Raw genomic sequence first — 26,609 nt, 5'->3', positions numbered from 1 at the left:
CCCGCGCCTACGTTCGGGCGCATGGTGGACGACTGCTTCGGGCATCCGCGGCTCGCCGCGGTCTACGACCCGCTCGACCCCGACCGCAGTGATCTCGACGCCTACGTCGCGATCGCCGAGGAGTCCGGGGCGCGGCGTGTGCTGGACCTCGGCTGTGGCACGGGGGTGTTCGCCCTGCTGCTGGCCGATCGGGGGATCGAGGTCGTCGGCGTCGATCCCGCCCGGGCGTCCGTCGACGTGGCCCGGGCCAAACCGGGCGCGGACCGGGTGCGCTGGATCCACGGTGACGCGACGGCGCTTCCGCCGCTGCGGGTGGACCTCGTGACGATGACGGCGAACGTGGCGCAGGCCATCGTCGAACCGGCCGCCTGGCGGGGGACGTTGCGGGGAGCCCACGACGCGCTGCGGCCGGGCGGGCGGCTGGTGTTCGAGACCCGTGATCCGGCCCGGCGCGCCTGGGAGGAGTGGACGCGTGAGCGGTCCCGTCAGGTGACGGAGGTTCCGGAGACCGGGCCGGTCGAGACGTGGTTCGAGGTGCTGGAGGTGCGTCTGCCGCTGGTGTCCTTCCGCACGACCTTCGTGTTCGCCGCGGACGGGCAGGTGCTGACCTCGGACTCGACGCTGCGGTTCCGGGAGCGCGGCGAGGTGGAGGCGGATCTGGTCGCGCGGGGGTTCGTGGTCGAGGAGGTGCGGGACGCGCCCGACCGGCCGGGTCGGGAGTTCGTCTTCCTCGCGCGGCGTCCGTGAGCGGGCCCGGTCCGCGCGGTTCACGGGCCGGGCCGGTTCGGGGGAGACTGGGCGCATGTGCCGCAGCATCAAGACGCTCCGTCCGCCCGTGTTGCCCGAGGAGGCGACGGAGGACGAGATCCGCGCCGCCGCGCTCCAGTACGTGCGCAAGGTGTCGGGTTTCCGTGCCCCCGCCGCGCACAACCGCGAGGTCTTCGACCGCGCCGTCGACGTGATCGCGCAGGCCACGGCCGAGCTGCTCGACGGCCTGGAGGTCAGAGGGCAGGCCGCCCGGCAGGCGGGCTGAGCCGGCTCGGCGTCAGTAGCGCTGGGCCTTGGCGATCTCGGCGGTCGGACGGGGCTCGGGGGGCTTGCGGCTGATGGCGACGGGTTCGGCGCGTTCGCCGGGTTCGAGGTCCTCGGCGCCGACGAACCGGGACTCGACGACCTTGCCGTCCGGGTCGCGGAAGTCGACCTGCACGGCGTAGGACGCGGTGTCGTCCGTGCGGTTGGTGATGGCCACGACGACGGCCGGCAGGTTGCCGGTGTCGGCACGGGGCTTGCCCGTGAGGGAGACGTCGGCGGTGGCGTTGCCGCGCCCCTCGACGTGCTTGAGCCGCTCCCGCGCCGCGTCGTTGGCCCGTTTGATCTCCGCCGACACCGATGCCTCGAACTCGGAGGCGCGGGCGGAGGCCGAGGAGGCGGCGGCCGAGGCGCGTTCGCGGGCGGACGCCTCCAGGGAGGACAGGCCGGGCGCCGGTGAGCCGGAGAAGGAGGCCGTGACGGGGGGTGCCGGGGACGCGGCGCCGCCGCCGTCGTCGCCGCCGCACGCGACGAGCCCCGTCGCGCTCAGCGCTATGAGGAGGAGTGCGGCCAGGGTGGTGCGTGCGCGGGGCCGGCGGGGTGATGTCCTCGCCTTCGGCGCGCGAGCGCTCATGGGAGTCCCTTTCGGACGCGAACACATCGGCCGGGCCAGGCGGCCTTTCGATGTCACTTATCGTGCACGCACGGGCATCTCCCGGCCACTCAGGGTCACGGACGGGGCTGCCCGAACGCGTCCTGGGGGTGTGTGCCGATCAGGCCGACGCCGGGAGCCCGGCGTGATCGGCGAGAGACCCCCTAGGCGGGGTTGCGGCGCATCAGGAACGTGGCCACGGCACCGGCGCCGAAGAGTGCCGCCACGGAGACGAGCGCGGCCACCCAGGTGGCGCCCAGCCACTGGGCGCCGAGGTAGCCGAGGGCGACGCTGTAGACGGCCCAGGCGAGGCCGGCGACGGCGGACCAGGGCAGGAAGTCGCGGGGGCTGCGACGGGTGGCGCCGGCGCCGAAGGAGACCAGGGAGCGGCCGGCCGGTGCGAAGCGGGCGAGGACGACGAGTGCGCCGCCGCCGCGGGACAGTGCGGCGCCGAGACGTTCCTGCGCGGAGGCGAGCCGGCGGGAGCGGGCGAGGGCGCGGTCCAGCCGGGGTCCGCCGCGCCAGGCGAGCCGGTAGGCGACGAGGTCGCCGAGGACGGAGGCCGTGGCGGCGCACAGGATGAGGGCGAGGATGTCGGGGACGTCGTCGGGGACCTGCCCGGTCGCGGCGCCGGAGCCGGCGGCCGCCGCCGTGGCCGCGGTGATGACGAGGACGCCGCTGGGCAGGACCGGCAGGAACACGTCCAGCAGGACCGACAGCCCGACGGCCGCGTAGATCCATGGGGCCGCCGTCAGCGATCCCACGTCCCCGAGACTTTCGAGCACCGCAACTCCCCGGTTCGCCCCCGTGGCCAACCGTGCCGCGGTGTCGCGGGGGAGCGGCAGGAGCGGCCTGTGTCAGCCATACAGCGTACGCGGCTGGTGTGACATCCGGTTCATCGGGGGCTTGCGTGTTCCACGTGGCGTGTTCACCGTCGTCGGACCGGCGGGGTCAGCGGGTGAGGTCCGTTTCCATGACCGTCCGCAGCTGTGCCGGGGCGCGGCGTCTCGCCCGGGCCTGGTCGAGCCGCAGCCGTGCCGTGCGTCCGCTGAGTGTCAGGGTCATCAGCTGGTTGCCGAACCAGGGGCCGCCGGTGCGCCGCCACTTGATCCTGGGACGCCGGGAGCGGCCGTGCCCGGCGATCCAGCCCCCGAGGCCGCGCGCGAGTCCGCTCCAGCCGAAGCGGAAGCCGAACCGGATGGCCGCGGGGACCGCGTTGTGCACGGGGGAGCAGGTGAGCTGGAGGATCCTGGCGCGGGGGCCGTCGCCGCCGGGCCAGGTGGGTTCGGCGACGTAGGCGTGGTGGACGTCGCCGGACAGGACGCACACGGTCGCCGGGGCGTCCGGGCCGGACCCGGCCTCGGCCAGGAGGTCGGCCAGGGCGTCGAAGGACTCCGGGAAGGCCGCCCAGTGCTCCAGGTCGCCCGCGCGGCGCAGCTTCTCCCCGAATCGGGCCCAGCGCTCCCCGCGGGCGCCCCGGCACAGCGCGGCGTCCCACGCCTCGACGTCGTGCACGAGGTGCGGCAGGAGCCAGGGCAGCGAGGTGCCGATCAGCAGGTGGTCGCAGGTCTCGGGCGCGTCGAGCGCCTGCTCGCGCAGCCAGCGCGCCTCGCCGGGGTCGAGCATCGAGCGGGCCTGTTCGTCGAGGACGCGGGCGGCCCTGCTGTCCACCATGAGCAGGCGTACGCGGCCGAAGTCGCGCCGGTAGCTCCAGCGCACGGAGGCCGGGTCGGTGTCCGCCACGCAGGCGAAGTCGCGCAGCAGCTCGGTGCCGTCGGGGACCTCTCGGACGGCGGCGTAGAGGGGGTCGGCGGCGAGTTCGCCGGGGGGCAGGTTCCCGAGGTGCTGGTACACCCAGTACGACATGAGGCCGCCGAGCAGGCGTTCGCGCCACCACGCGGTGGCCCGCATGTCGGCGAGCCACGCGGCGGAGGTGTTCCAGTCGTCGATGACGTCGTGATCGTCGAAGATCATGCAGCTGGGCACGGTGGACAGCAGCCAGCGCACCTCGGGGTCGAGCCAGGACTCGTAGTAGAGGTAGGTGTACTCCTCGTAGTCCGCGACCTGGGCGCCGGGCGGGTCGTCCAGGTCGCGGCGGGCGGCGAGCAGGCGCTGGGTCGCCTTGGAGGTCTCGTCGGCGTACACCTGGTCGCCGACGAGGACCAGGACGTCGGGGCGTTCGCCGTGGGACCCGGCGGCGATGCGGGCGGCCAGGGTGTCCAGCGCGTCGGGGCCGACGGGGTCCTTCTCGCCGACGGGGGCGGCGGCCCAGCGGCAGGAGCCGAAGGCGAGGCGGACGGGGTCGCCGGGCGCGGGCGTGCGGATGACGGAGGGCGGGAACGGGGAGCCGGGCAGCGGCCATACGGGGGTGTCGCCGAGGAGCACCTCGTAGGGGTGGTCGGTGCCGGGGGCGAGTCCGGTCACGGGGATCAGCGCGTAGTGGTGGCCGGCGATCTGGAAGGTGTGCGCGGTGCCGGCGGACCGGCCGGCGACCCGTACCTCCGCGGTGCAGGGGCGGCTCGCCTCGACCCATACGGTCGCGGCCGAGCCGTCGGCGTACCTCAGCAGTGGACCCAGGCGCAGTTCCGCCACGTGATGCCTCCTCCGTCGCTCCGTACGGTACGGAACGACGGAGGGGGACGGACAGGCCCCCGGGATCACGGTTTCACCGGGGCCGTCGAGCGGCGGGTGCGTCAGCAGTTCGCGAGGTACGACGTGAGGGCGGACTTCTCGGCCGAGTCGACGGAGAGGTCGTAGTAGTACTTCACCTGCACCCAGGCGCGGACGTAGGTGCAGCGGTAGGCGGTGCGGGAGGGCATCCAGGTGGCGGGGTCCTGGTCGCCCTTGGCCTGGTTGACGTTGTCGGTGACGGCGATGAGCTGGGGCTGGGTCAGGTCGTTGGCGAACGCCTGGCGCAGGGAGGTGGTCCAGGAGCCGGCGCCGGAGTCCCAGGCCTCGGCGAGCGGGACGACGTGGTCGATGTCGAGGTCGGAGGCGGCGGTCCAGGTGGCGCCGTCGTAGGGGGAGTACCAGCTGCCGCTGGTGGCGGCGCAGGAGGAGTCGGTGACGACGCCCGAGCCGTCGCGCTTGAGGACGGTCTCGCGGGTGTTGCAGGCGCCGGACTGGGTGATCCAGTGCGGGAAGAGGTCGCGGTCGTAGCCGGTGCGGTTCTCGGTGGCGACGGTGAGCTGGGAGAGGTAGCTGCGCGCGGTGGCGGCGCTGACCGGGGTGGGGAGGGCGGCGGAGGCCGACGGGCCGGTGAAGAGTCCGACGGAGGCGATGACGCCGGTCAGCGCCGCGAGTATGCTGACGCGTCGACGCGCGTAGAACGTGGGCATGCGAACTCCTGTGTGGGCTGGGGGTGTTGGCGTCCGGGCACGGGAATGCTCGCGACGCCGTGTTGCGGGGAGGTGTGCGCGCGGTAAGAAGTTAGTGGCGCGTACATGACATAACAAGGTTTACGACGAAACGTTTCGCGTATGATGGGGACAGCAGAAGGGGAGTAGCTCTTCGCCGGACCGTCGACATACTGCTCAGCTCGTCTGAGCCGGCGCCCGGAGGCGGACCTCGGTCACGGGGTCGGCCAGCGAGACCTTCGGCAAGCAGTGCACGTCCGTGCCTCCGGTGCGGGCGCCCCGTGCGCTGCCGTGCCGAGGTGTCGCAGCGCAGAGCGCGTTCTCGGTGGGGCAGCCCCGACCGATTGAGGACCCTTGATCAGCCTGACCGTGATGGCCGTCGTCTTCGGCGTCGTCTTCCTCGCCGAACTGCCCGACAAGACCGCGCTCGCCGGACTCGTGCTCGGCACCCGCTACCGCGCCTCGTACGTCTTCGCCGGTGTCGCCGCCGCCTTCACCGTGCACGTCGTGCTCGCCGTGGCGGCCGGCAGTGTCCTCACCCTGCTGCCTCAGCAGATCGTGCACGCCCTGACCGGCGTCCTCTTCCTGGGTGGCGCCGCCGTGCTGCTGCTGAGGAAGGACGAGGGCGAGGAGGAGGTCCGCAAGCCGGAGAACCAGTCCTTCTGGAAGGTGTCCGGCGCGGGCTTCATGCTCATCCTGGTCGCCGAGTTCGGGGACCTGACCCAGATCATGACCGCCAACCTCGCCGCCCGCTACGACGACCCGATCTCCGTCGGCCTCGGCGCCGTGCTGGCGCTGTGGAGCGTGGCCGCCCTCGGGATCGTCGGCGGCAAGGCGCTGATGCGCCGCGTGCCGCTGAAGCTGATCACCAGGATCGCGGCGTTGCTGATGCTGGGCCTGGGCGTGTGGAGCCTCTACGAGGCGATCGCCTGAGCCCCGGCGGGTACGCGTGACCCCGGCGGGGTGAGCTGAACGGCCGGTGAACGTTCCCGGATGTGGTGGCGCGATCGGCCCTCGGTTTTGTACCGTAGAAAAACAAAGTGGCTCCGCCCGTTTTCCCTGACCGGCGGGCGGATCCACCTTGTCCTCCCGGGGGCCGTCCCGGCGCCCCCACGCCGCACCCCCCGCTTGGAGTCGCCGATGCCGGCCGCCACCCTTCCCACCGTGCTCACCGCCCGTGCCCTCCTGCTCGACATGGACGGCACCCTCGTCAACTCCGACGCCGTGGTGGAACGCATCTGGCGCCGCTGGGCCGACCGGCACGGGCTGGACGGCGACGAGGTGATGAAGGTCGTGCACGGACGGCAGGGCCACGCCTCGATGGCCCTGCTGCTGCCCGGCCGCCCCATGGAGCAGAACCACGCGGACAACGCGCGGATGCTCGCCGAGGAGACCGCCGACATGGACGGCGTGGTGCCGGTGCCCGGGGCGTCCGCGTTCCTGGCCTCCCTGCGCGGGCTGCCGCACGCCCTGGTCACGTCGGCCGACGTCGCGCTGTCCACCGCGCGGATGGCCGCCGCCGGTCTCGGGCTGCCGGACGTGCGGGTGACCGCCGAGTCCGTCGGCGCCAGCAAGCCCGACCCCGAGGGCTTCCTCAAGGGCGCCGCGGAACTCGGTGCCGCCCCCGCCGACTGCGTCGTCTTCGAGGACTCCGGCGCCGGCATCCAGGCCGGGCGCGCGGCTGGGATGCGGGTCGTCGGCGTCGGGCCGCGCGCCGGACTCCACCGGCCCGACGTGCTCGTCCAGGACCTGCGGCAGGTGCGCGTGGAGGCCGCCGGGGGCGGAGCGATCCGGCTCGTCGTCGGCTGACCGCGCGCGGGCCCGCCGCGCGGCGTCACGGCTCGCTCGTCTCCGACTCCAGCCGCTGCCGCGTCTTCAGGTCGTACACGCCCCACTCCTCCGGCGAGATGCCCCGCGCCCACTGGTACCGGGAGACCGCGTCCTGCAGATGCTGGTCGTAGGTCCCCCGGGCGGGCCGCGTGTACAGGCGCAGCTGGGTCAGGCGCAGTTCCAGCTCGACCACCTCCGGGCCCTGTGAGCCCCGGCTGAGCACGGGCGGCTCCGGGTCGGCGGCGAGGTCCCCGTCCGCGGGCGCGCTGCTCGCGGCCGTGCTGGGGCTCCGCGACGGCTCCGCCGAGGGCGACGGCGTCGGGGAGGCGCCCGACGCGGAGGGCGACGGCGACTCCGTCGGGCTGCCGGACGGGGACGCGGACACCGACGCCGACGCCGGCGGAGCGGCGCTGCTCGCACCCGGCGCCCGCGTCGTCTCCGGGGTGCCGGCCGACGGGGCCGGCACGCCCGCTCTGACGTCCTTCGGCTGCGCCTCGTCCCGTGACGGGGCGTCGTACGCGAACAACCCGCTCGCCAGGCCCGCCGCCGCGACCACGGCGACGACCGCGCCGCCCGCGCCGAGCAGGACCGTACGCCGGTGCCGCCCGCCCGCCGCCGTCCCCCGGGTGCCGTCGTCCACCACCCGGAGGGTGGCGGTGGCCGGGTCGAACAGGCTCAGGTCCTGGGCGCTCGGCGCGCTCGCCCCGGGCGCCAGCGGTGTGGGCAGCGTGGAGGCCGGCGCGGCAGGCGCCGACACCGCGCGCAGCGCCATCGTCTCCCCGACGTCCGGCGGTCCCGCGCCCTCCAACTCCACGTATGGGCGTATGCGCAGCGGATCGAAGTCCTCCGCCGCCGCGGCCTCGGCCGTACGCGCCTCACGCAGCGCGTCCGACACGTCCTGGGCGCAGTCGCACGCCGGGGTGCGGTCGGCCGCCCTCGCCGTCCCGCACCGCGGGCACGCCCGGCCGTCCGGGTGCTGTGTGCCCCCGGCCCCCTCGGTTCCCCTCGGCTCCGTCACGCGTCGGTCCCTCCCCTCGCGAGCTCCCCAGATTATGCAGACGCTCTCCACGGCTTCTTCGCATACCCCCGGAAGACCGGTTCCGCGGAGAACTCAACAGGCCATAACGGGATACAGCGATCACGATGGAGGGGATGACGAGACGGTCGGGAGGTCTTCATGGCCGGGGATGCGCACGGCGGAGCGGGGGATGTGCGTGACACGCAGCCCTCGACGAGGCGGGCCGAGCCGCACGAGAACGTGTCGGGCAACGTCCTCGTCTCCATCGGCGCGCTGCTCCTCGGCATGCTGCTCGCCGCGCTCGACCAGACCATCGTGTCGACCGCCCTGCCGACCATCGTCAGCGACCTCGGCGGTCTGGAGCACCTGTCCTGGGTCGTGACGGCGTATCTGCTGGCGTCCACGGCCGCCACCCCGCTGTGGGGAAAGCTCGGCGACCAGTACGGGCGCAAACGGCTGTACCAGATCGCGATCGTCATCTTCCTCGTCGGCTCCGCTCTGTGCGGCATGGCGCAGGACATGATCCAGCTCATCGCCTTCCGCGCCCTGCAGGGCCTGGGCGGCGGCGGCCTGATCGTGCTGTCCATGGCGATCGTCGGGGACGTCGTCCCGCCCCGCGAACGCGGCCGCTACCAGGGGTGGTTCGGGGCGGTCTTCGGCGCCACCAGCGTCCTCGGGCCGCTGCTCGGCGGCGTGTTCACCGAGCATCTGAGCTGGCGGTGGGTGTTCTACGTCAACCTCCCCGTCGGCGTCGTCGCGCTCGTCGTCATCGCCCTCGTGCTGCACATCCCGCGCCGGAGGACCAAGCACGTCATCGACTACCTCGGCACCCTCCTGATCGCCGCCGTCGCCACCGGCCTGGTGCTGGTGGCGTCCCTCGGCGGGACGACCTGGGCGTGGGGCTCGGCGCAGATCGTGGGGCTCGCGGTGGCCTCCGTCGTGCTCGGGTTCGTCTTCGTCGCCGTCGAGCGGGCGGCCGCCGAACCCGTGCTGCCGCTCAAGCTGTTCCGGGTGCGCACGTTCACGCTGTCCGCCGTCATCAGCTTCATCGTCGGCTTCGCCATGTTCGGCGCGATGACCTACCTGCCGACGTTCCTCCAGGTCGTTCAAGGCATCAGCCCCACCCTGTCCGGGGTCCACATGCTCCCGATGGTCGCCGGCATGCTGCTGTCGTCCACCGGGTCCGGGCAGATCGTCAGCCGCACCGGCCGCTGGAAGGTCTTCCCGATCGCCGGCACCGGGGTCACCGCCCTCGGGCTGCTGCTCCTGCACCAGCTCGACACCGGCACCTCCACCGCCGTGATGAGCGTGTACTTCTTCGTCTTCGGGCTCGGCCTCGGCCTGGTGATGCAGGTCCTCGTGCTGATCGTGCAGAACGCCGTCCCCTACGAGGACCTCGGCGTCGCCACCTCGGGCGCCACGTTCTTCCGCTCCATCGGCGCCTCGTTCGGCGTGGCCATCTTCGGGACCGTCTTCGCGAACCGGCTCGACGACCTCCTCGTGGACGCCTTCCGCGGCGTGGAACTGCCGCCCGGCGCCTCCCTCGAAGGTCTGGAGGCCGACCCGCGCGGCATCGCCGAACTGCCCGCCGCCCTGCGCCCGGCGGCGCTCGACGCGTACGCGACGGCCATCACCGACGTGTTCCTGTACGCCGTCCCGGTGGCCCTGCTGGGCTTCGTGCTGGCCTGGTTCCTGCGCGAGGACACGCTGCGCGGATCGGTGACCGCCCCCGACGTCACCGAGACACTGGCGAGCAACCCGGTGGAGCGCTCCTCGTACGACGAGGTGTGCCGGGCGCTGTCGGTGCTCGGCACCCGTGAGGGCCGCCGGCGGATCTACGTGACCATCACCGAGCGGGCCGGGTACGACCTGCTGCCCGCGGCGAGCTGGCTGCTGCTGCGGATCAAGCGGTACGGCTGGGTCGAGCCGGCCGTCCTCACCGACCGCGCCTCCGTGCCGTTGCGGGTCATCCTGGACGCCGCCCGGCAGGTGGAGGGACGCGGGCTGGCCGTCCGCGAAGGGGTGGACCTCGTGCTCACCGACCGGGGCCGCGAGGTCGCCGAGCACCTGGCCCGCGTCCGGGAGGAGTCGCTGGCCGTGCTGCTGGGGGACTGGTGGGGCCCCGACCGGCCCACCGACCTCGTGCAGCTGGTGAAGGAGCTCAACGACGAGCTGTGCGGCTGCGACCGGGAGCAGCCGCACAACGGGGCGCGGCCCGCCGAGGCGTGAGGCGCGCCGGACGTCAGGCCAGCGCCTTGGCGAACCAGTGCTCGGCGTACTGGTCGTCGTTGTGCGGGGCGCTCTCCGCGTAGCCGAGCCGGGCGTACAGGGCGCGGGCCTCCACCAGGTCGTGCCGGGTGTCGAGGACCACGCGGGCGGCCCCCAGGGCCCGCGCCGCGTCCTCGGCGGCCCGCACCAGCACCGGTCCGCCGCCCCGGCCGCGCAGCGCGTCGCGGACGAACACCCGCGTCAGCTCGGCCGTCCCGGCGTCCAGGAGCCGCACACCCGCCGTGCCGGACGGCTCGCCCGCCCACCGGGACACCAGCAACGTGCCGCGCGGGGGCCGCAGTTCGTCCCAGGTGGGTGCGGCGATCTCCCGCTCCAGCTCCGCCGGGTCGGTACGCCGCCCCTCGTGCAGCAGGTACCAGCGGTCGCTGACCTCCGTGTAGTACGCCCGCCAGAGCGCCATGGCGGCGGGGGAGCCGGGGGGTTCGGGGGCGACGGTCCAGGACATGGCCGCCATCGTGACACCGGGGACCGGGCGGTGGCACCTGGTTTGTGCGGGGCCGACGGCTTCCGGGAGCGTGTGGATGAACGCCGCCCAGCGTGAACTTCCGTACGCCGTATGCACCGTAGCCGTTTGAGACGCCTTTTACCGGCAACACGACGTCCATGTCAACTGGCGTGATCATTCTGATCGTGATTGCGGTCGTCGTCGTCCTCGGCGTGGCCGCCCTGGCCCTGCGCACCCGTGGTGCCCAGGGCAGCCGGGGCCTGAAGCGGCGCTTCGGGCCCGAATACGAACGGGCCGTGGCCCGCCACGACGGGGACACCAAGGCGGCCGAGCACGAGCTCGCCCAACTCGTCGAGCGGCACGGCGGGCTGAAGAAGCGCGCCCTGGACCCGGCCGACGCCGAGCGCTTCGAGACGCGCTGGGCGGCGGCCCAGGAGCACTTCGTCGACGCGCCCCGCGAGGCGGTCGCGGAGGCCGAGCGGCTGCTCGCCGAGGCGGCGGCGGCCCGCGGCTTCCCGGCCGGCGACCGGTACGAGGAGCAGCTGGAGGCGCTCGCCGTCCACCACGCTCCCCATGTGCAGGGCTACCGGCATCTGCACCACGTCGCCCGCAACGGGTCCGACACGGAGGAGATGCGCGCGGCCCTGCTGGAGGGGCGCAGCCTGTTCGAGGAACTCGTCGGAGGGTCCCGCCGGTCCTCCGAGCGCACGCACGCGGGGAGGAGCTGAGGCAGATGAAGGACGTCACCGACAACACCGACGCACGCGAGGACGCCCGGACCGGGACCGGCCCGGACCGGTGGCCCACCACCTCTGAGGACGGACGGACCGGCCCGCACGACGGCACCGCGGCCGAGGCCGCCGGCCTGCGCGACGCCCGCGAGACCGGCACCCCGGGCACCGGTTCCCCCGACGGGACGGCACGCGGGACCGACGGCACGCACGAAAGCCGCGGCACGCACGAAACGCAGGGCACCCACGAAACGCACGGCACGCACGAAACGCACGAAACGCACGGCATCCACGGGACTCACGGCACCACCGGCCACGGCACCGGTGGCGCGGCCTCCCCGCACACCGCCCTCCTGCCGCACGACGAGCGCGACCGGCTGGAGCTGCGCGTGCGGGACGCCGTGACCCACTTCGTCGACCGGCCGCAGGCCGCCGTCGAGGAGGCCGACGGCGCCGTCGAGGACCTGCTCGGCCGGCTCACCGAGGCCCTGACCGAGCGACGCCGCACCCTGCGCAGGTCCTGGCAGGACTCCGACGGGGCCGCCGACACCGAGCAGCTGCGTCTGGCGCTGCGCGACTACCGCGAGCTGGCCGAACGGCTCCTACACGTCTGACGCACCCGTCCCGTCCGCCGCCCGGCGTCCCTCCCGGCGCAGCCGCCACTCCCGTACGACCTCGTCGACGTCGTACGGCCGGCGGCCCAGGGGAGGGCCGGGCGGCGGCTTCAGCAGCATGTCCCGGATCTTGACGTTCACGTCCGTGATGATCTTCCGGGCGGCGCGCTCCGTGGGCGCCGCGTACGCCGCGGCCAGCGCGTCCTCGGCCTCCTTGCGCAGCGCCAGCGCCGGGGGCAGCACCGACAGGCCCTCGCGGGCCATCTTCCGCTTCACCCACCACAGTTCGTCGTACGGCGCCTCCAGGTCGCGCGGCAGCGGCCGGCCGGCGCCGGGCAGACGGTCGAAGTCGCCGCGCCCCTGCGCCTCGCTGATCTGGTGGTCGACCCAGGACTCGAACGGCACACCGGGAGGCTTTCGCTCGGTCATGAGTTCATTGTGCCGGACACGACCGCGCCGGGCGATTTATCATGCGGCGTCGATGGTCGAACCGGCCGTCGGGCAAGGACGTTTCAGAAGGAGCGCACGTGCTCGAACTCACCATGGCCGCCGTGTCCGCGGCGGACGAGGGCGCCACGGCCGGCATGCTCATGGCCGACGCGCCCAGCGAGCCGGGCGCCGTGCTCCGGGTCGGCCGGGACCGGTCCGTGTGCCGGCTGGCGACCCCCGACGACTGGCTGTTCGTCTCGCGCGTCCACCTGGAGTTCCAGTGCGCCGCCGACGGCAGCTGGCACGTGACCTGGCTGCGCGGCTCGCAGGCCGACCCGTCCTCCGAGGTGCGGCTGACCGTCGCCGGCCAGGTCCAGCCCATCGGGTACGGCCAGACGGTGTCGCTGCCCAGGGGCGGCAGCGGTGAGATCGTCGTCCACGACCGCACCGCCCCGCGCAGCGTCAACGTCGGCTTCTACCACGAGGGCTGAACCGGCCCGGCCCGGTCACGCCCGCACCCGGGCCAGCAGGAACCCGTCGTAGCCCTTGGCGCCCACCGTCTGCACCGCCGTGCCGCTCAACCGGGGGTGCCGGCCGATCAGTTCCACCGCGGCGCGGGTGCCCCGTACGTCCGGCGCGTCGCTGTCCGCGTCCAGGACGGCGCCGCCCCGCACCACGTTGTCGACGACGATCAGGCTGCCCGTGCTGGTGAGCCGCAGCGCCCACTCCACGTAGTGCGGGTTGTTGGCCTTGTCGGCGTCGATGAACACCAGGTCGAAGGGCGCGGGGTTCTCGTCGGCCAGCTTGGGCAGCGACTCCAGGGCCGGGCCGACCCGCACCTGCACGATCCGGTCCAGGCCCGCCCGCGCCAGGTTGCGGGTGGCGACCTCGGCGTGCCGGGCGTCGTACTCCAGCGTGACCAGCCGGCCGTCGGCGGGCAGCGCGCGGGCCAGCCAGATCGTGGAGTACCCGCCGAGGGTGCCGATCTCCAGGATGTTGCGGGCGCCCTGGATCTCGGCGAGGAGCCGCAGCAGCTTCCCCTGGGGCGCGGTGACATTGATGCTCGGCAGACCCGCCGCGTCGCTCTCGCGCCGGGCCGCCTCCAGGGCGTCGTCCTCCCGGGCGAGCTGTTCGGTGAAGTACGCGTCGACATCGCCCCAGAGCTGAGACTCGCTCATCGCATCGCCTTTCGGACAGCCGGCCGGGTGTTCCGGCCGGATCGCGGCTGACGTTCCAGGATCCCCCGGTGAGGCGGCGGCCGGGGCCCGCCCGCCCGCCGCGTCACCGGAGGCGAACGGGCGGACCGCCGACTATGGTCACGGAAAAAGGCGAAGATGTCAGGCGAAATGGGCTGTGCCTGCGTTTCCCCGGAGGACGGTCCGAGCCGTCCTGCGTTTCGAAGATTCCCCGTCGGACACGCGGGGCGCATCGGGGCGGGAGGCCGACGAGGCGTGGCGAAGGCGGAGCACCGAGGGCGACCGGCCGAGGCAGCCGGAGCCACGGCGGCCGGAACCGTCCACGCACGCGTGCGGGTCCTCCGGCTCGGCCTGTGGCTGATCGCCGCGTCCCTCGGCGTCCGCCAGGTGGCCGCCGTCCTCGCCACCCCGCGCGGCGAGCGGCTGACCGACCTGGAGATCTGGGTCGGCCCGGCCGGCGTCCTGCACCTCAAGGGCTCGCTGTACGACTCCGAGCGGTTCACCGGCACCCCGTTCGGCGGACTCGCCCTCAAGCCGCTGACCCGTGCCGCCGAGGAGGCGCTCGGCTGGGGCTGGACCTTCGGCACCCTCCTGCTCGTCGTCGCCCTCGGACTGGTGGCCGCCCGCGCCCTGCCACCGCCGGTCGGCCGGCGCACCTCGGTGCTGGCCGCGCCCGTCGCGATCAGCCTGCTGACGGTGTCGCTGCCGGTGCGCAACGCCCTCCACCTGGGCCAGACCAGCATCATCCCGGTCCTGCTCGTCCTCCTCGGGTGCTTCGCCGTGCGCGGGGAGCGGTTCAGCGGGGTCCTCATCGGTCTCGCGGCCGCCCTCCAGCCGACCCTGCTGCTGTTCACGCCCCTGCTGTGGTGCACCGGCCGGCGGCGGGCCGCCCTGTCCACCGGGGCCGTGTTCACCGGGTGCACGCTGCTGGCCTGGGCGGCGATGCCCCGTGACTCGGCCACCTACTGGGTCCGCCATACCGCCGGCCTCGGTCTGGGCGGGCCCGCCGACGGCCTCGCCAACCAGTCCCTGCACGGCGCCCTGCTCCGGTTCGGCCTGTCCGGGCCCCTCGAGATCGCCCTCCTGCTGGTCCTCGGCGCCGCCGTCGCCGTGCTCGCGCTGCGCCGCGCCGTGCGCTACGCCCGCGACGGTCAGCTCCTGCTCGCCGTCGCCGTCACCGGCTGCGCGGTGATCGCCGTGTCGCCCACCGCCTGGCAGCACCAGCTGCTGTGGGTGCTGCTCACGGTCGTCGGCCGCGTCGGCCGGCGGGCCGGCGACCGGTACGCGTGGCCGGTCGCGATCGTGCTGGTCATGACGCTGCCGGCGGACACGCTGGTGCCGGACAAGGTGGTCCTCCAGCCGCTGCGCGCCGACCTCGTGCTGTGCGCCGCGCTCGCCACGGCCGTCGTCGTGCCGTTCCTGCCGCGCACCCCGCCGTACTGGCGGACGCCGGTGCCGACGCGGTACGCGGACCCGGTCCCGTCCCGGTTCCGGCACATTCCGCTCGTGTCCTTCCCGCGCCGGGCGGTCAGCCGGCCCAACCTGCTCTTCGAGCTCGTGCTGATCCGGGTCACCTACTCCGCCTACGCGCAGATCCGCCTCGCCATGGCAGGCCCCTCCTCCGGGTCGGGCCGGGCCACCGCCGAGGGGAACGGGGCGCGGATCCTCTCCGTGGAACGCGCGCTGGGCATCGACATCGAGCGCTGGGCCAACCACGCCGTCGTCGCGGCCGGCGGCCTGCGGGACTTCTTCGACTTCTACTACGAGTCGTTCCACTTCGGCGTGCCGCTGGTGATCCTGGGCCTGCTGTACTGGCGGCGGCCCGTCGACTACCGCTGGGCCCGCACCGCGATCGGCTTCGCGACACTCTTCGCCCTGGTCGGCTTCTGGCTCTACCCGCTCGCGCCGCCCCGGCTGATGCCGGGCCTCGGCGTCGTCGACACGGTCAACGGCCCGCAGGACTTCACGCAGCCCGACTACGGCACGCTCACCGAGCTCACCAACCAGTACGCGGCGATGCCGTCCCTGCACTTCGGCTGGTCGCTGTGGTGCGGTGTGGTCGTCGCCGTGCTCGCCGCGAGACGGTGGACGAAGGCGCTCGGGCTGCTGCACCCACTGCTCACGGCGACCGCGATCGTCGTCACCGGCAACCACTGGGTGCTGGACGCGGTGGGCGGCGCGCTGGTCGTGGCGGCGGGCTTCGGGGTGACGTACGTGTTCCAGGGCCCGCGCGCGCGGAGCGTCACTTCGGGGGAGAGGCGGCCCCGCAGCGATCCGCGGGCCGCGGTGAGGGACCGTACTCCGAGCTGATCCGGTACTCGCCGGGCGCGGAGACCGTCAGCCGGGTGAACTCGCCGCTCGGCGCCAGGCATCCGGCGCCGTCGACCCGCAGCCACGGCGAGTGGGCGACGCGCACGGTGGCGCCGCCCGCCCGCGGCATCCGTACGACGAGGTCGGCGCCGGACGTGGAGACGACCCGTCCGGGCGCGGAGACCAGCGGCACGGCGTCCCGCACCCGGAACACCCGCCAGTGCGCGTCCCGCCACACCGGCTCCAGCCAGTCGGGCCGGTCCTCGCGTATCAGGCGGGCCTCGTCCTCGGCGTAGCCGTCCGGCTTGCCCAGCGGCAGCACCACGAAGCCGACGGCCCAGTGGTCCAGCCAGGCCCGGTAGGTGCCGGCCGAGAAGGAGCCGTCGTAGAACAGCCGGGCCCGCTCCATGTCGAGCTGCCGGTTCCAGCCGCGGGCCATGTTGACGTACGGGGCGAGCCCGCTGGCCTCGCGGTGGTTGCGGGCCGGCACGACCTCGACGCGGGTGCGGCCGGCGCCCAGGTCCTCCAGCGCCCGCACCACCCCGTGCGTCTCGGCGGCCCAGGCGGGCACCCTCGTCGACACGTACAGGTCGTCGCCGGTCTTCTTGCCGACCCAGCCGACGGACAGCACCAGCAGGCCGACCAGGGTCCTGCGGCGCCACCCGGCGAGCTCGGGGCGGGCCAGCAGCACGGCGAGCAGCGCGGCGGGCGCGAACAGCTCGGCGAACCGCTCGACGTTCGTGCCGACCGGCGAGGGGACGAGATACGTCACGACGGTCCCGGCGGCGTACACGGCACCGCTCCGGCGGGCGACCCGCCAGTCGCGCGGCGCGAACGCGGTGACGGCCAGGCCCAGCAGGAACGGCGGCCATATCCGGTCGGCGAACATCAGCTGCTCGCCCTGGAAGGGGAACAGCAGGGTCGTCGCCCCCACGGTGACGGCGGGCGGAAGCAGCAGCGCGAGGGCGCGCGGACGGTCCCGGGCGAGCAGGAAGCCGGCGCCGACGACGGCCAGGAAGAGCCCGGCCACGGGGCTCGCCATCGTCGCGAGCGCGGCGAGGACGGCGGCGAGGACGACCCGCCGTCGCCCGGTCAGCAGCAGGCAGGCGCCGAGCCCGAAGGCCACGCCCAGCGCGAACGTGGTGCGGCCGGAGGCCACGTTGCACCACAGGGCGAACGCCGCGAGGAGGGCCGGGCCCTCCTCGCGGCGCAGGCCCTCGACCCGGGTGAGCAGCACCGCGGCCAGCCAGGTCGCCACGACCCCGGAGACGACCGTGACGGCCCGGACGCCGACCGCGGACATCAGGTACGGGGAGATGAGGCTGTAGTTGGCGGTGTGGGTGCCGCCGTACCAGAACAGGTTGTAGGCCGACCCGGCGTGCCGGGCCGTGAACCCGGCCCAGGCGTACTGGGCGGCCAGGTCCCCGCCGCCGGTGGCGAGGAAGCCCCACCACAGCGCGTAGAGCGGGAGGACGGGCAGGGTGGCGGTCAGCGGGACGCGGTGACGGTCCCGGAACCGGAACAGCCACGGCGGGAGGGCGGGGGGTGCCGGCGCGGGGCCGGCGGGACGCGTGCGGCTGCTGACGAGTTCGGTCTCGGGCACGTGTTCGTAGACGCCGGACCGGGTGAGAACGTTCACCGGCGGCCCGGCGTGGGCCGCCGGGACGGGGTGCCTACAGGCGCTGGATGATGGTGCCGGTGGCCAGGCCGCCGCCCGCGCACATCGTGATCAGGGCGAACTCCTTGTCCGCGCGCTCCAGTTCGTGCAGGGCGGTGGTGATCAGGCGGGCCCCGGTGGCGCCCACGGGGTGGCCGAGCGCGATCCCGCCGCCGTTGACGTTGACCTTCTCCAGGTCCTGCTCGAAGACCCGCGTCCAGCTCAGCACCACCGACGCGAACGCCTCGTTGATCTCGACGAGGTCGATGTCCTTCAGCGTCATCCCGGCCCTGCCCAGCACGGCCCGGGTGGCGTCGATCGGCCCGTCGAGGTGGAAGTGCGGGTCGGAGCCCACCAGCGCCTGTGCCACGATCCGGGCCCGGGGCCGCAGCTTCAGGGCGCGGGCCATCCGCCTGGACGCCCACAGCAGCGCCGCCGCGCCGTCGCTGATCTGCGAGGAGTTGCCCGCGGTGTGGATCGCCCGCGGCATGACCGGCTTGAGCCGGGACAGCGCCTCCGGGGACGTGTCGCGCAGCCCCTCGTCCCGGTCGACGAGCCGCCACATGCCCTGGCCGGTGTGCTGCTCCTCCTCGGTCGTCGGGACCTGCACGGCGAACGTCTCCCGCTTGAAGCGCTCCTCCGCCCAGGCCGTGGCGGCCCGTTGCTGCGACAGCAGGCCGAGCGCGTCGACGTCCCGCCGGGTCAGCCCGCGGTGCCGGGCGATGCGCTCGGCCGCCTCGAACTGGTTGGGCAGGTCGACGTTCCACTCGTCGGGGAACGGCTTGCCCGGCCCGTGCTTGGAGCCCGACCCCAGTGGCACCCGCGACATGGCCTCCACGCCGCAGCTGATCCCGACGTCGATGACCCCGGCGGCGATCATGTTCGCCGTCAGGTGGGCCGCCTGCTGCGAGGACCCGCACTGGCAGTCGACGGTCGTCGCCGCCGTCTCGTACGGCAGGCCCATGGTCAGCCAGGCCGTGCGCGCGGGGTTCATGGACTGCTCGCCGGCGTGGGTCACGGTGCCGCCGACGATCTGCTCGACGCAGTCGGCGGGGATACGGGTACGGCCCAGGAGTTCGCGGTAGGTCTCGCCCAGCAGATAGGCGGGGTGGAGGTTGGCGAGCGCGCCGCCGCGCTTGCCGATGGGGGTGCGCACTGCTTCGACGATGACGGGTTCGGCAGCCATGGGTGCGGGTCCTCTCGGCTCTCCTCCGGAACTGGTACGTGTTCTAGTTCTCCCCGCAGTCTGCTGACGCGCGGTCCGTCACCGCAAGGGTCTTGCAGCCTCCGAAGTCGTGATCCGCGCGGATTCCGGCCCGGATTCGGCCTGTCGTGCCCCTTGCCTCTTGTAGAACCCGTTACTACCTTCGCCGCGACCATGTTCTGATGAACCGTCAGATGGCTGGAGCCGCCGATGCCCTGTCCAGCGCTTCCCGACGGGTTCGACTTCACCGATCCCGATGTGCTGCACCACCGCGTGCCCCTCCCGGAGTTCGCCGCGCTGCGCCGGGCCGAACCGGTCCGCTGGATCGCGCAGCGGGGGAACGTCGCCGGGTTCCAGGACGACGGCTACTGGGCCGTGACCCGGCACGCCGACGTGAAGTACGTGTCGACGCACCCCGAGCTGTTCTCCTCGTCCGTCAACACCGCGATCATCCGCTTCAACGAGCACATCGAGCGCGACGCCATCGACGCCCAGCGGCTGATCCTCCTCAACATGGACCCGCCCGAGCACACCCGGGTCCGCCAGATCGTGCAGCGGATGTTCACCCCGCGCGCCATCCGCGCCCTGGAGGACCGCCTGCGCGACCGGGCCCGGGCCATCGCCGCCGGCGCCCGCGGGCACGCCGGCACCTTCGACTTCGTCACCGAGGTCGCCTGCGAACTGCCCCTGCAGGCCATCGCCGAGCTCATCGGCGTCCCGCAGGAGGACCGGACGAAGATCTTCGACTGGTCCAACAAGATGATCGCCTACGACGACCCCGAGTACGCCATCACCGAGGAGGTCGGGCAGGAGTCGGCCACCGAGATCATCGCCTACGCGATGAACATGGCCGCCGACCGCAAGCGGTGCCCGGCGAAGGACCTCGTCACCACGCTGGTGGCGGCCGAGGACGAGGGGAGCCTGCGCCCCGACGAGTTCGGCTTCTTCGTGCTGATGCTCGCCGTCGCGGGCAACGAGACCACCCGCAACGCCATCACCCACGGCATGCACGCCTTCCTCACCCACCCCGCGCAGTGGGAGCTGTTCAAACGGGAGCGCCCGACCACGGCCGCCGAGGAGATCGTCCGCTGGGCGACCCCGGTGGTGGCCTTCCAGCGCACCGCCACCCAGGACACCGAGCTGGGCGGCCGGCGGGTGCGCAAGGGGGAGCGGGTCGGCCTCTTCTACTCCTCGGCCAACCACGACCCCGAGGTCTTCGACGACCCGGACGTCTTCGACATCACCCGCGACCCCAACCCCCACCTCGGCTTCGGCGGCGGCGGACCGCACTACTGCCTGGGCAAGTCCCTGGCGGTCCTGGAGATCGACCTGATCTTCGACGCGGTGGCCGACGCGATGCCCGGCCTCACCCTCGCCGGGGACCCGCGCCGGCTGCGCTCGGCGTGGATCAACGGGGTGAAGGAGCTGCGGGTCGGCGTCGGCTGACGGGCGAAAGCGGCGACCCGGGGATCGGGGGTCGCCGCTTTCGGTACGTGGGCCGGCCGGATCAGTACCAGCCGTTGGACTGCCAGAAGCCCCAGGCGCCGCACGGGCTGCCGTAGCGGTCCTTCATGTAGTCGAGGCCCCACTTGATCTGGGTGGCCGGGTTGGTCTTCCAGTCCGAGCCCGCCTCGGCCATCTTGTTGCCCGGCAGCGCCTGGACGAGGCCGTAGGCGCCGGAGGAGGAGTTGGTGGCGCGCGGGTTCCAGTCGCTCTCGTGGTCGACGATCTTGGAGAAGCACCGGAACTGCGCCGAGTCCGCGATCATCTTCTGCGCGACCCGCCGGGCCGAGGAGGCGTCGCTCGTCGCGGCCTGGGCGGGCGCCGAGGCGAGCAGGGTGCCGGCCGCGGCGGCTGCCAGGACCGTACCGGCGAGGGCCTTCTTCGGGGCGGAGAGGCGGCGGAAGGGGGAGACGGCGGACACGGAGGACCTTTCGTTCGGGGACGGGGGGCCGCGGGCGTGCCGGACGCGGGGGTGCCGGCCTGGCATGCGTCGGCGCCGAGGCCCTGAGGGCACGTCGGCGCCGTGCGACGTCCTCCACGAAAACAGGCGCGGAGGATGTCCGCAATGAGCACATTTGCTAGTTGTGGCCGTATGCCGGGGATGGGGTGTCCCTGTGACGGGGATCTCAATGTGCAGGTCAAAGGCCCTTTTGGTGCAGCCATGACAGTCCTGCGGTCCACTAGGGCGCTTCGTAGGTGACGGGCGTCATGTGGGGCGGTTCACCGCGGCGCTGACGCCCGGCGCACGAGCGCTCACGGTCCGGGTGCGTCGAACGTGACCGGGCTCTCGAAGGCCGCCCGCCGTGTCGCCCGGCGCAGCGCCTTCAGCACCGCCGGACCCAGCACGACCGTGAGCACCACGGTCACGATCGCCCGCCCGAGGTCCCAGCCGAGCGAGGTGGCCACGCAGTAGGCGGCGAACCGGGCCAGATTGGCGAGGGGGCCCAGCTCCGGCGCCGGGGAGATCGTCGAGGTGTCCCGCGGCAGATAGGGCCAGCCCGCCATGTTCATCACCGTGCCGTAGGCGAAGGCGGCGAGGAAGCCGTACCCCGCCAGCAGCGCCACCTCCGCGCGGCCCCGCAGCCGCTCCGCACCCGGCAGCAGCCCCGCCCCCATGGTGAACCAGCCCATCGACAGCATCTGGAACGGCAGCCACGGCCCCACCCCGCCCGTGAGCAGGGCCGACGCGAACATCGTCACCGCGCCCAGGACGAAGCCGAAGCCCGGTCCCAGCACCCGTCCGCTGAGCACCATCAGGAAGAACATCGGCTCCAGCCCGGCCGTCCCCGCGCCGATCGGGCGCAGCGCGGCACCCGTCGCCGCGAGCACGCCGAGCATCGCCACCGCCTTCGGGCCGAGCCCGGACTCCGAGATCGTCGCCGCCACGACCGCGACCAGAAGCATCAGCAGCCCCGTGAACAGCCACGGCGCGTCCTGCGCGTGGGCGTTCACCTGGGAGGCGGGCACGGCGAGGAACGGCCAGCCGAGCGCGGCGGCCCCCACCGCGCCGACCAGCACGAGCGCCGCCACGGACCGGGGTCCCAGCCGGACGGGGCGGGTCCGCCGCCCGGTGCCGCTCACGACAGGGCCTTTCGGACCTGGGCGACGGTGAGCCACCGCCGCGGGGCGAGGATCTTGGTGACCTGCGGGGCGAAGGACGGGGAGGAGACGACCACCTCGGCGGTGGGACCGTCGGCGATCACCTCGCCCTCCGCGAGCAGCACCACCCGGTGGGCCAGCTCCGCCGCCAGCTCCACGTCGTGCGTGGCCAGCACGATGGCGTGCCCCTGCCCGGCGAGATCCCGCAGCAGGGCGACGAGGTGGGCCTTCGCCGCGTAGTCCAGCCCCCGGGTCGGCTCGTCCAGCAGGAGCAGCGGCGGACGGGCCGTGAGGACGACGGCCAGCGCGAGCGTCAGCCGCTGGCCCTCGGACAGGTCCCGGGGGTGGATGTCGTCGGGGACGTTCGGCAGCAGCGTGGACAGCAGCGCCCGGCAGGTGCCCGCCTCGGCCCCCGCGTCGGCGTCGGCGGCCGCGCACTCGCCGGCGACCGTGTCCGCGTACAGCAGGTCGCGGGGTTCCTGCGGGACGAGGCCGACGCGGCGGACCAGGTCGCGCGGCGGTGTGCGGTGCGGCGCGGACCCGCCGGTCAGCACGGTCCCGGACGACGGCGTCACGAGGCCCACCAGGGCGTTGAGCAGGGTGGACTTCCCGGCGCCGTTGCGGCCCATGAGGGCGACCGTCTCACCGGGGGAGACCGTGAGGTCCACCCGCCGCAGCGCCCGGACCCGGTCCCGGGTCACGGCGAGTGCCCTCACCTCGGCCGCGTACGGGGAGGCGGGGGCCGCCTCCGCCGCGGCGCGGGAGCGGCCGAACCAGCGGCGGGCTGGGGTAGGGGCCGTGGTAGGGGCCGGCGGCGGGGCCTGGACCTCGGAGCGCGCGGGTCCGGGCAGGGCGTCGTGGTCGCCGAGGCGCCGGCGCAGGTCGGCCGCCCGGCGCCGGGCGTCCCGGACCGTCAGCGGGAGCGGGGTCCAGCCCGCCAGCCGGCCCAGGGCCACCACCGGCGGGTACACCGGGGACTTCGCCATGATCTCCGCCGGGTCGCCGAGGACCGGCGGTTCGCCCGGCGCGGGGAGCAGGGCGACACGGTCCGCGTACTGCACGACGCGTTCCAGCCGGTGCTCGGCCATCAGGACCGTCGTGCCGAGGTCGTGGACCAGACGCTGCAGGACGGCCAGGACCTCCTCGGCGGCGGCCGGGTCCAGCGCCGACGTCGGCTCGTCCAGCACCAGCACCCTCGGGTGCGGGGTGAGGACCGAGCCGATCGCGACGCGCTGCCGCTGCCCGCCGGACAGGGTGGCGATGGACCGGTCGCGCAGATCGGCCAGGCCCAGCAGGTCCAGCGTCTCCTCGACCCGGCGGCGCATGACGTCCGGGGCCAGGCCCAGCGACTCCATGCCGTAGGCGAGCTCCTCCTCGACGGTGTCGGTCACGAAGTGGGAGAGCGGGTCCTGGCCCACCGTGCCCACCACGTCGGCGAGTTCACGCGGCTTGTGGGTGCGGGTGTCCCGCCCGGCCACCGTGACCCGGCCGCGCAGGGTGCCGCCGGTGAAGTGCGGCACGAGCCCGCTGACCGCGTTCAGCACGGTCGACTTGCCGACCCCCGACGGCCCGACGAGCAGCACCAGTTCACCCTCGGGCACCTCGAAGTCCACCCCGTTCACGGTGGGTCCGGCGGCGCCGTCGTAGGTCACGGAGACGTTCTCGAAGCGGATCACGACGGCTCCTTGCGGGCGGCACCGCGCGGCGCCGGCTTCCTCGGTGCGGGGCTGACGAAGGCCGGGAGCAGCCCGAGCAGGACGGCGGCCGCCGGCCACAGCGGAAGGGTGGGCGCGACCAGCGGCACCACACCCGGGTTCAGGGCCGCCGGCTCACGGCTGGCGGCCAGGGTCAGCAGGGCGGCGACCGCCGCGCCCGAACCGGCGACCAGCCAGGCGCGCGGACCCCAGCGGTCGGGCCGGTACCGGGTGCGCGGGGAGCGGCGCCCGCCCAGGCGCAGCCCCGCCAGCGCCGCCACCAGACCGGCGAGCAGCACCGGCAGTCCGTAGGTGCCGCCCGCGGCGGTCAGCAGCCCGTACGTGCCCGCGCACACGCCCAGCAGTCCGCCCAGGGTGAGCGCGGCGGTCGTGCGCCGCACCCGGTCCGGGACGTCGGCGGTCCGGCCGTAGCCGCGCGCGTCCATCGCGGCGGCCAGCGCGACCGAGCGCTCCAGCGCGCCCTCCAGTACGGGCAGTCCGACCTGGACCAGGCCGCGCAGGCCCCGGTCGGGCCGTCCGCGCAGCCGGCGGGCGGCCCGCAGACGCTGCACGTCGGCGATCAGATGGGGGGCGTAGGTCAGGGCCACCACCACCGCGACGCCCATCTCGTACAGGGCGCCGGGCAGGGACTTCAGCAGGCGGGCGGGGTTGGCGAGGGAGTTCGCCGCGCCCACGCAGATGAGCAGGGTGGCCAGCTTCAGACCCTCGTACAGGGCTCTGACGAGGGTCTCCGCGGTGACCGGTCCGCCCAGGCGGATGCCCTGCGCCCACTCGGGCAGGGCCACCTCGGGCAGGGTGACGAGCACATGGGTGCCGGGGATGGGGGAGCCGAGGGCCACCGCGAAGAACAGCCGGATCACGAGGACGGCCAGGGCGAGCTTGACGAAGGCGCCGTAGGAACGGGCCCAGGGGGCGTCGGGGCGGCAGGTCGCCACCACATAGGCGGACGTCGCGGTCAGCAGGGCGAGCAGCAGCGGGTTGGTGGTGCGGGTCGCCGCGGTGCCCAGCGCCAGCGCCCAGACCCACCAGGCGCCGGGGTGGAGAGGGTCGCGAACGGCCCGCGCCGTGTCCGGCTCGGCCGGGCCGGGGGCGATCGCCCCCTCCGGGCCGCCCCCGCTCCGCGTACCGCTGCGCCCGCCTGCCATCAGCCGCGCCGCCGTCGGGCCTGCCAGACCGCCGCACCCGCCAGGACCACGACCGCCGCGACCCCCGCCACCAGGCCGACCGAGGGGCCGCCCTCCGCGTCGTCCTCGGGCGCGGCCGCCGCCGCGCTCCCGGTGGCCGCGGGCTTCTCGCCCTGCGCGACCTGCTCGCCGCAGCCCTTGCGCGGGTAGCCGTCGATCGCGCACAGCAGGGCGTTGGAGTCGTACCGCAGCGGACCGGCGACGGCCGCGAGGGCGTCCGCGGTCGTCGCGTCCGGGTCCACGCGCGCGCAGACCGTGCGCCGCACCGGCGGCGTCTCGCCCGACGGGGCGTCGGCGGCCGTACCGAAGTCCAGGACCAGCGCGACCCGCTTCCTGCCCTCCTGCGCGGGCGTACGGGCGCAGATCACGGAGAACTCGGCCGCGCCCCGGGGCCGCGTGGCGTCCTGGGAGTCCTCGCTGACGGCGAAGCGGAAGCCCTGCACGGCCCCGTCGTCGGGACGGGACAGCGAGGGGCCGACGGAGGCGTACGACCAGGAGCCGCCGTCGCGCTCCCAGAACGACCAGTAGCGGTACCCGGCGGCCTGGGCGGCCTGGGCCGCGCCGGCCGTCAGGACCAGCGCGGCCACCAGGACCGCGAGGGCGCGCCGGATCACGCCCGCCCGCCCTTGGTGCGGCGGCTCAGCAGGAAGCCGATGCCGACGCCCACCACGAGGAAGACACCGACGTACCACCAGACGCCGAACGGGCTGTCGTCGTCCTTCTCCTCCTGGGCGTCCGCGCTCGGCTCGGCCGCCTTCTGCGGCGCCGGGCCCGTCGCGTTCAGCTTCGCGACCAGGTCGGTGCCGCCGAAGTCCCGCGGGTCGGTGCCGGTGGCGTGCGCGGCGAAGACCAGCTGGGCGTAGGCGGCGGGGCCGTTCTGCTCCGCCCACGCGCCGGCGTTGCCCTCCAGCCAGCGCAGGGGCTTCGCGGCCGCGCCGGCCCCGCCCCGCGCGGCGAGCGCGACGACCGCGTCGGCCGTGTTGCCGTAGTCCGGCTGGTCGTCGGCGCCGGGCAGCGCGGAGACCAGGTGACCGTCCTCGGCGAGCACCCGCGTCAGATAGGCGGCGCCGTTGGCGGCGGCCTGCTCCGGGGAGCCGGCCTTCGCACAGGTGGCCTCCGCCTTCGCGCCGGGTCCCGCGACCAGGCCCTTGCCGAGCGCGCCGATCACACCGGCCGCGGTCGCGTCGGCGTTGGCGGCCAACTTGCCCTTCTTGTCCGGCTGGTAGGCGAACGCGCCCGCGTCGTCGCCCTCGCACGGCAACGCGAGGGAGAGCAGGGCGTCGTAGGGCGACCTGCCGTCCTTGGTGACCTCGGCCGGCTTCTCGCCCGCGGCGGCCAGCGCGCCGACGACGACCGACGTCGAGTTGGTGTCGCTGGCCCCGCCCGGCGTGTAGCCCCAGCCGCCGTCCTTGTTCTGGACGGACTTCAGCCAGGTCACGGCCTTGCCGGTGACGGCGTCGTGGCCGCCGAGCGCCGTCAGGGCCTGCACGGCGGCGGCGGTGCTGTTGCTGTCGACCATCACCTTGGCGTCACACGCCTCGGCGGTGTCGGCGCGGTACGCGGCGAACGCCCCGTTCGGGCACTGCTGCCCGGTCAGCCAGTCCACGGCCGACGCGGCGGGCCGCACCTTCGCGGTGTGCTGGGCGAGCAGGGCGAGGGACTGGCGCCAGACCCCGTCGTACGTCGGATCGGTGGTGCCGTACAGCCCCTTGGGAAGGGCCGCCGACGGCGACGGGGACGGTGAGTCGGCGGCCATGGCGGGCGCGGTCGCGCCGAGCACGACAGTGGCGGCCAGGGCCGCGGCGCTGCGGCGGACGTTCATGATCGGGGGGTGCCCTCTCCCTTGGG

26 protein-coding genes are annotated in these 26,609 nt (G+C 74.2%); 10 read left to right on the top strand and 16 right to left on the bottom strand.

The window, feature by feature from the left end:
• Window positions 1-21 precede the first annotated feature (21 nt).
• Window positions 22-747, top strand: a complete 726-nt coding sequence (locus ACFRAC_RS16135; protein WP_382924514.1) for a class I SAM-dependent methyltransferase — start codon at window positions 22-24, stop codon at window positions 745-747.
• Between the two features lie 55 nt (window positions 748-802).
• Window positions 803-1,033, top strand: coding sequence for a DUF2277 domain-containing protein (locus ACFRAC_RS16130; protein ID WP_108706675.1), 231 nt, complete (start codon window positions 803-805; stop codon window positions 1,031-1,033).
• Between the two features lie 12 nt (window positions 1,034-1,045).
• Here ACFRAC_RS16130 and ACFRAC_RS16125 read toward each other — a convergent pair whose 3' ends face one another.
• From ACFRAC_RS16125 to ACFRAC_RS16110, 4 genes are all read right to left on the bottom strand, one after another.
• The gene (locus ACFRAC_RS16125; RefSeq protein WP_382924513.1) at window positions 1,046-1,663 is read right to left on the bottom strand and encodes a hypothetical protein; all 618 of its coding nucleotides are present in this window, start codon (window positions 1,661-1,663) and stop codon (window positions 1,046-1,048) included.
• Window positions 1,664-1,845: 182 nt separating this feature from the next.
• Window positions 1,846-2,466 (bottom strand): DedA family protein, encoded by a 621-nt coding sequence (locus ACFRAC_RS16120; protein WP_382924512.1) that lies wholly within the window; start codon window positions 2,464-2,466, stop codon window positions 1,846-1,848.
• Between the two features lie 166 nt (window positions 2,467-2,632).
• Window positions 2,633-4,273 carry an alkaline phosphatase D family protein gene (locus tag ACFRAC_RS16115; RefSeq protein ID WP_382924511.1) on the bottom strand — a complete coding sequence of 547 codons (1,641 nt, stop codon included), beginning with the start codon at window positions 4,271-4,273 and terminating at the stop codon, window positions 2,633-2,635.
• Between the two features lie 101 nt (window positions 4,274-4,374).
• Window positions 4,375-5,019, bottom strand: coding sequence for an HNH endonuclease family protein (locus ACFRAC_RS16110; protein WP_382924510.1), 645 nt, complete (start codon window positions 5,017-5,019; stop codon window positions 4,375-4,377).
• A 372-nt stretch (window positions 5,020-5,391) separates the two neighbouring features.
• On the opposite strand from ACFRAC_RS16110, the gene ACFRAC_RS16105 reads away from it, so the two are divergent.
• Together ACFRAC_RS16105 and ACFRAC_RS16100 are read left to right on the top strand one after the other, a co-directional pair.
• Entirely contained in the window at window positions 5,392-5,970 is a 579-nt protein-coding gene (locus ACFRAC_RS16105; RefSeq protein WP_382924509.1) for a TMEM165/GDT1 family protein, read from the top strand.
• Between the two features lie 207 nt (window positions 5,971-6,177).
• Complete coding sequence (locus ACFRAC_RS16100; protein WP_382924508.1) at window positions 6,178-6,846, top strand: HAD family hydrolase; 669 nt, start codon at window positions 6,178-6,180, stop codon at window positions 6,844-6,846.
• Between the two features lie 25 nt (window positions 6,847-6,871).
• Here the strand turns inward: ACFRAC_RS16100 and ACFRAC_RS16095 are convergent, their stop codons facing one another.
• Window positions 6,872-7,885 (bottom strand): peptidoglycan-binding domain-containing protein, encoded by a 1,014-nt coding sequence (locus tag ACFRAC_RS16095; RefSeq protein WP_382924507.1) that lies wholly within the window; start codon window positions 7,883-7,885, stop codon window positions 6,872-6,874.
• Between the two features lie 159 nt (window positions 7,886-8,044).
• Between ACFRAC_RS16095 and ACFRAC_RS16090 the strand changes: the two genes are divergently transcribed.
• Window positions 8,045-10,114, top strand: coding sequence for an MDR family MFS transporter (locus ACFRAC_RS16090; protein WP_382924506.1), 2,070 nt, complete (start codon window positions 8,045-8,047; stop codon window positions 10,112-10,114).
• A 13-nt stretch (window positions 10,115-10,127) separates the two neighbouring features.
• On the opposite strand, the gene ACFRAC_RS16085 is transcribed toward ACFRAC_RS16090, so the two are convergent.
• A complete protein-coding gene (locus ACFRAC_RS16085; protein ID WP_382924505.1) occupies window positions 10,128-10,619 on the bottom strand; it encodes a GNAT family N-acetyltransferase in 492 nt (163 codons plus the stop codon).
• A 158-nt stretch (window positions 10,620-10,777) separates the two neighbouring features.
• On the opposite strand from ACFRAC_RS16085, the gene ACFRAC_RS16080 reads away from it, so the two are divergent.
• On the top strand, window positions 10,778-11,347 hold the full coding sequence (locus ACFRAC_RS16080; RefSeq protein ID WP_382924504.1) for a hypothetical protein: 570 nt from the start codon (window positions 10,778-10,780) through the stop codon (window positions 11,345-11,347).
• Window positions 11,348-11,352: 5 nt separating this feature from the next.
• Complete coding sequence (locus ACFRAC_RS16075; RefSeq protein WP_382924503.1) at window positions 11,353-11,964, top strand: hypothetical protein; 612 nt, start codon at window positions 11,353-11,355, stop codon at window positions 11,962-11,964.
• On the opposite strand, the gene ACFRAC_RS16070 is transcribed toward ACFRAC_RS16075, so the two are convergent.
• Window positions 11,953-12,393 carry a DUF1992 domain-containing protein gene (locus ACFRAC_RS16070; RefSeq protein ID WP_382924502.1) on the bottom strand — a complete coding sequence of 147 codons (441 nt, stop codon included), beginning with the start codon at window positions 12,391-12,393 and terminating at the stop codon, window positions 11,953-11,955. The genes ACFRAC_RS16075 and ACFRAC_RS16070 overlap by 12 nt on opposite strands.
• A gap of 98 nt (window positions 12,394-12,491) precedes the next feature.
• Between ACFRAC_RS16070 and ACFRAC_RS16065 the strand changes: the two genes are divergently transcribed.
• The gene (locus tag ACFRAC_RS16065; RefSeq protein WP_382924501.1) at window positions 12,492-12,884 is read left to right on the top strand and encodes a hypothetical protein; all 393 of its coding nucleotides are present in this window, start codon (window positions 12,492-12,494) and stop codon (window positions 12,882-12,884) included.
• Window positions 12,885-12,899: 15 nt separating this feature from the next.
• Here the strand turns inward: ACFRAC_RS16065 and ACFRAC_RS16060 are convergent, their stop codons facing one another.
• The gene (locus tag ACFRAC_RS16060; protein ID WP_382924500.1) at window positions 12,900-13,571 is read right to left on the bottom strand and encodes an O-methyltransferase; all 672 of its coding nucleotides are present in this window, start codon (window positions 13,569-13,571) and stop codon (window positions 12,900-12,902) included.
• 273 nt (window positions 13,572-13,844) lie between these two features.
• On the opposite strand from ACFRAC_RS16060, the gene ACFRAC_RS16055 reads away from it, so the two are divergent.
• Window positions 13,845-15,899, top strand: a complete 2,055-nt coding sequence (locus ACFRAC_RS16055) for a phosphatase PAP2 family protein (RefSeq protein WP_382924499.1) — start codon at window positions 13,845-13,847, stop codon at window positions 15,897-15,899.
• Here ACFRAC_RS16055 and ACFRAC_RS16050 read toward each other — a convergent pair.
• Together ACFRAC_RS16050 and ACFRAC_RS16045 are read right to left on the bottom strand one after the other, a co-directional pair.
• On the bottom strand, window positions 15,832-17,538 hold the full coding sequence (locus tag ACFRAC_RS16050) for a hypothetical protein (protein WP_382924498.1): 1,707 nt from the start codon (window positions 17,536-17,538) through the stop codon (window positions 15,832-15,834). The two genes, ACFRAC_RS16055 and ACFRAC_RS16050, sit on opposite strands and share 68 nt — an antisense overlap.
• A 34-nt stretch (window positions 17,539-17,572) precedes the next feature.
• Window positions 17,573-18,742 carry a steroid 3-ketoacyl-CoA thiolase gene (locus ACFRAC_RS16045; RefSeq protein WP_382924497.1) on the bottom strand — a complete coding sequence of 390 codons (1,170 nt, stop codon included), beginning with the start codon at window positions 18,740-18,742 and terminating at the stop codon, window positions 17,573-17,575.
• 228 nt (window positions 18,743-18,970) lie between these two features.
• On the opposite strand from ACFRAC_RS16045, the gene ACFRAC_RS16040 reads away from it, so the two are divergent.
• A complete protein-coding gene (locus ACFRAC_RS16040; RefSeq protein WP_382924496.1) occupies window positions 18,971-20,206 on the top strand; it encodes a cytochrome P450 in 1,236 nt (411 codons plus the stop codon).
• A 61-nt stretch (window positions 20,207-20,267) separates the two neighbouring features.
• Here the strand turns inward: ACFRAC_RS16040 and ACFRAC_RS16035 are convergent, their stop codons facing one another.
• The 6 genes from ACFRAC_RS16035 to ACFRAC_RS16010 all read right to left on the bottom strand — a co-directional run bounded on the left by ACFRAC_RS16035 (window position 20,268) and on the right by ACFRAC_RS16010 (window position 26,583).
• Window positions 20,268-20,684, bottom strand: a complete 417-nt coding sequence (locus tag ACFRAC_RS16035; RefSeq protein WP_382924495.1) for a transglycosylase SLT domain-containing protein — start codon at window positions 20,682-20,684, stop codon at window positions 20,268-20,270.
• Between the two features lie 332 nt (window positions 20,685-21,016).
• Window positions 21,017-21,844 carry an ECF transporter S component gene (locus ACFRAC_RS16030; protein WP_382924494.1) on the bottom strand — a complete coding sequence of 276 codons (828 nt, stop codon included), beginning with the start codon at window positions 21,842-21,844 and terminating at the stop codon, window positions 21,017-21,019.
• The gene (locus ACFRAC_RS16025; protein WP_382924493.1) at window positions 21,841-23,538 is read right to left on the bottom strand and encodes an ABC transporter ATP-binding protein; all 1,698 of its coding nucleotides are present in this window, start codon (window positions 23,536-23,538) and stop codon (window positions 21,841-21,843) included. Before ACFRAC_RS16025 ends, ACFRAC_RS16030 begins: the two co-directional genes overlap by 4 nt.
• Window positions 23,535-24,722 carry an energy-coupling factor transporter transmembrane component T gene (locus ACFRAC_RS16020; protein WP_382924492.1) on the bottom strand — a complete coding sequence of 396 codons (1,188 nt, stop codon included), beginning with the start codon at window positions 24,720-24,722 and terminating at the stop codon, window positions 23,535-23,537. Before ACFRAC_RS16020 ends, ACFRAC_RS16025 begins: the two co-directional genes overlap by 4 nt.
• Window positions 24,722-25,375: an SCO2322 family protein gene (locus ACFRAC_RS16015; RefSeq protein ID WP_382924491.1), complete on the bottom strand. Its 654-nt coding sequence runs from the start codon at window positions 25,373-25,375 to the stop codon at window positions 24,722-24,724. The genes ACFRAC_RS16020 and ACFRAC_RS16015 overlap by 1 nt, the downstream gene beginning before the upstream one ends.
• Window positions 25,372-26,583: a prenyltransferase/squalene oxidase repeat-containing protein gene (locus ACFRAC_RS16010; RefSeq protein ID WP_382924490.1), complete on the bottom strand. Its 1,212-nt coding sequence runs from the start codon at window positions 26,581-26,583 to the stop codon at window positions 25,372-25,374. The genes ACFRAC_RS16015 and ACFRAC_RS16010 overlap by 4 nt, the downstream gene beginning before the upstream one ends.
• Between the last annotated feature and the right edge of the window lie 26 nt (window positions 26,584-26,609).

The organism is Streptomyces sp. NPDC056628, from assembly GCF_042792555.1.
Classification (GTDB): Bacteria; Actinomycetota; Actinomycetes; order Streptomycetales; family Streptomycetaceae; genus Streptomyces.
This window is presented reverse-complemented; position numbering and strand designations above follow the sequence as displayed.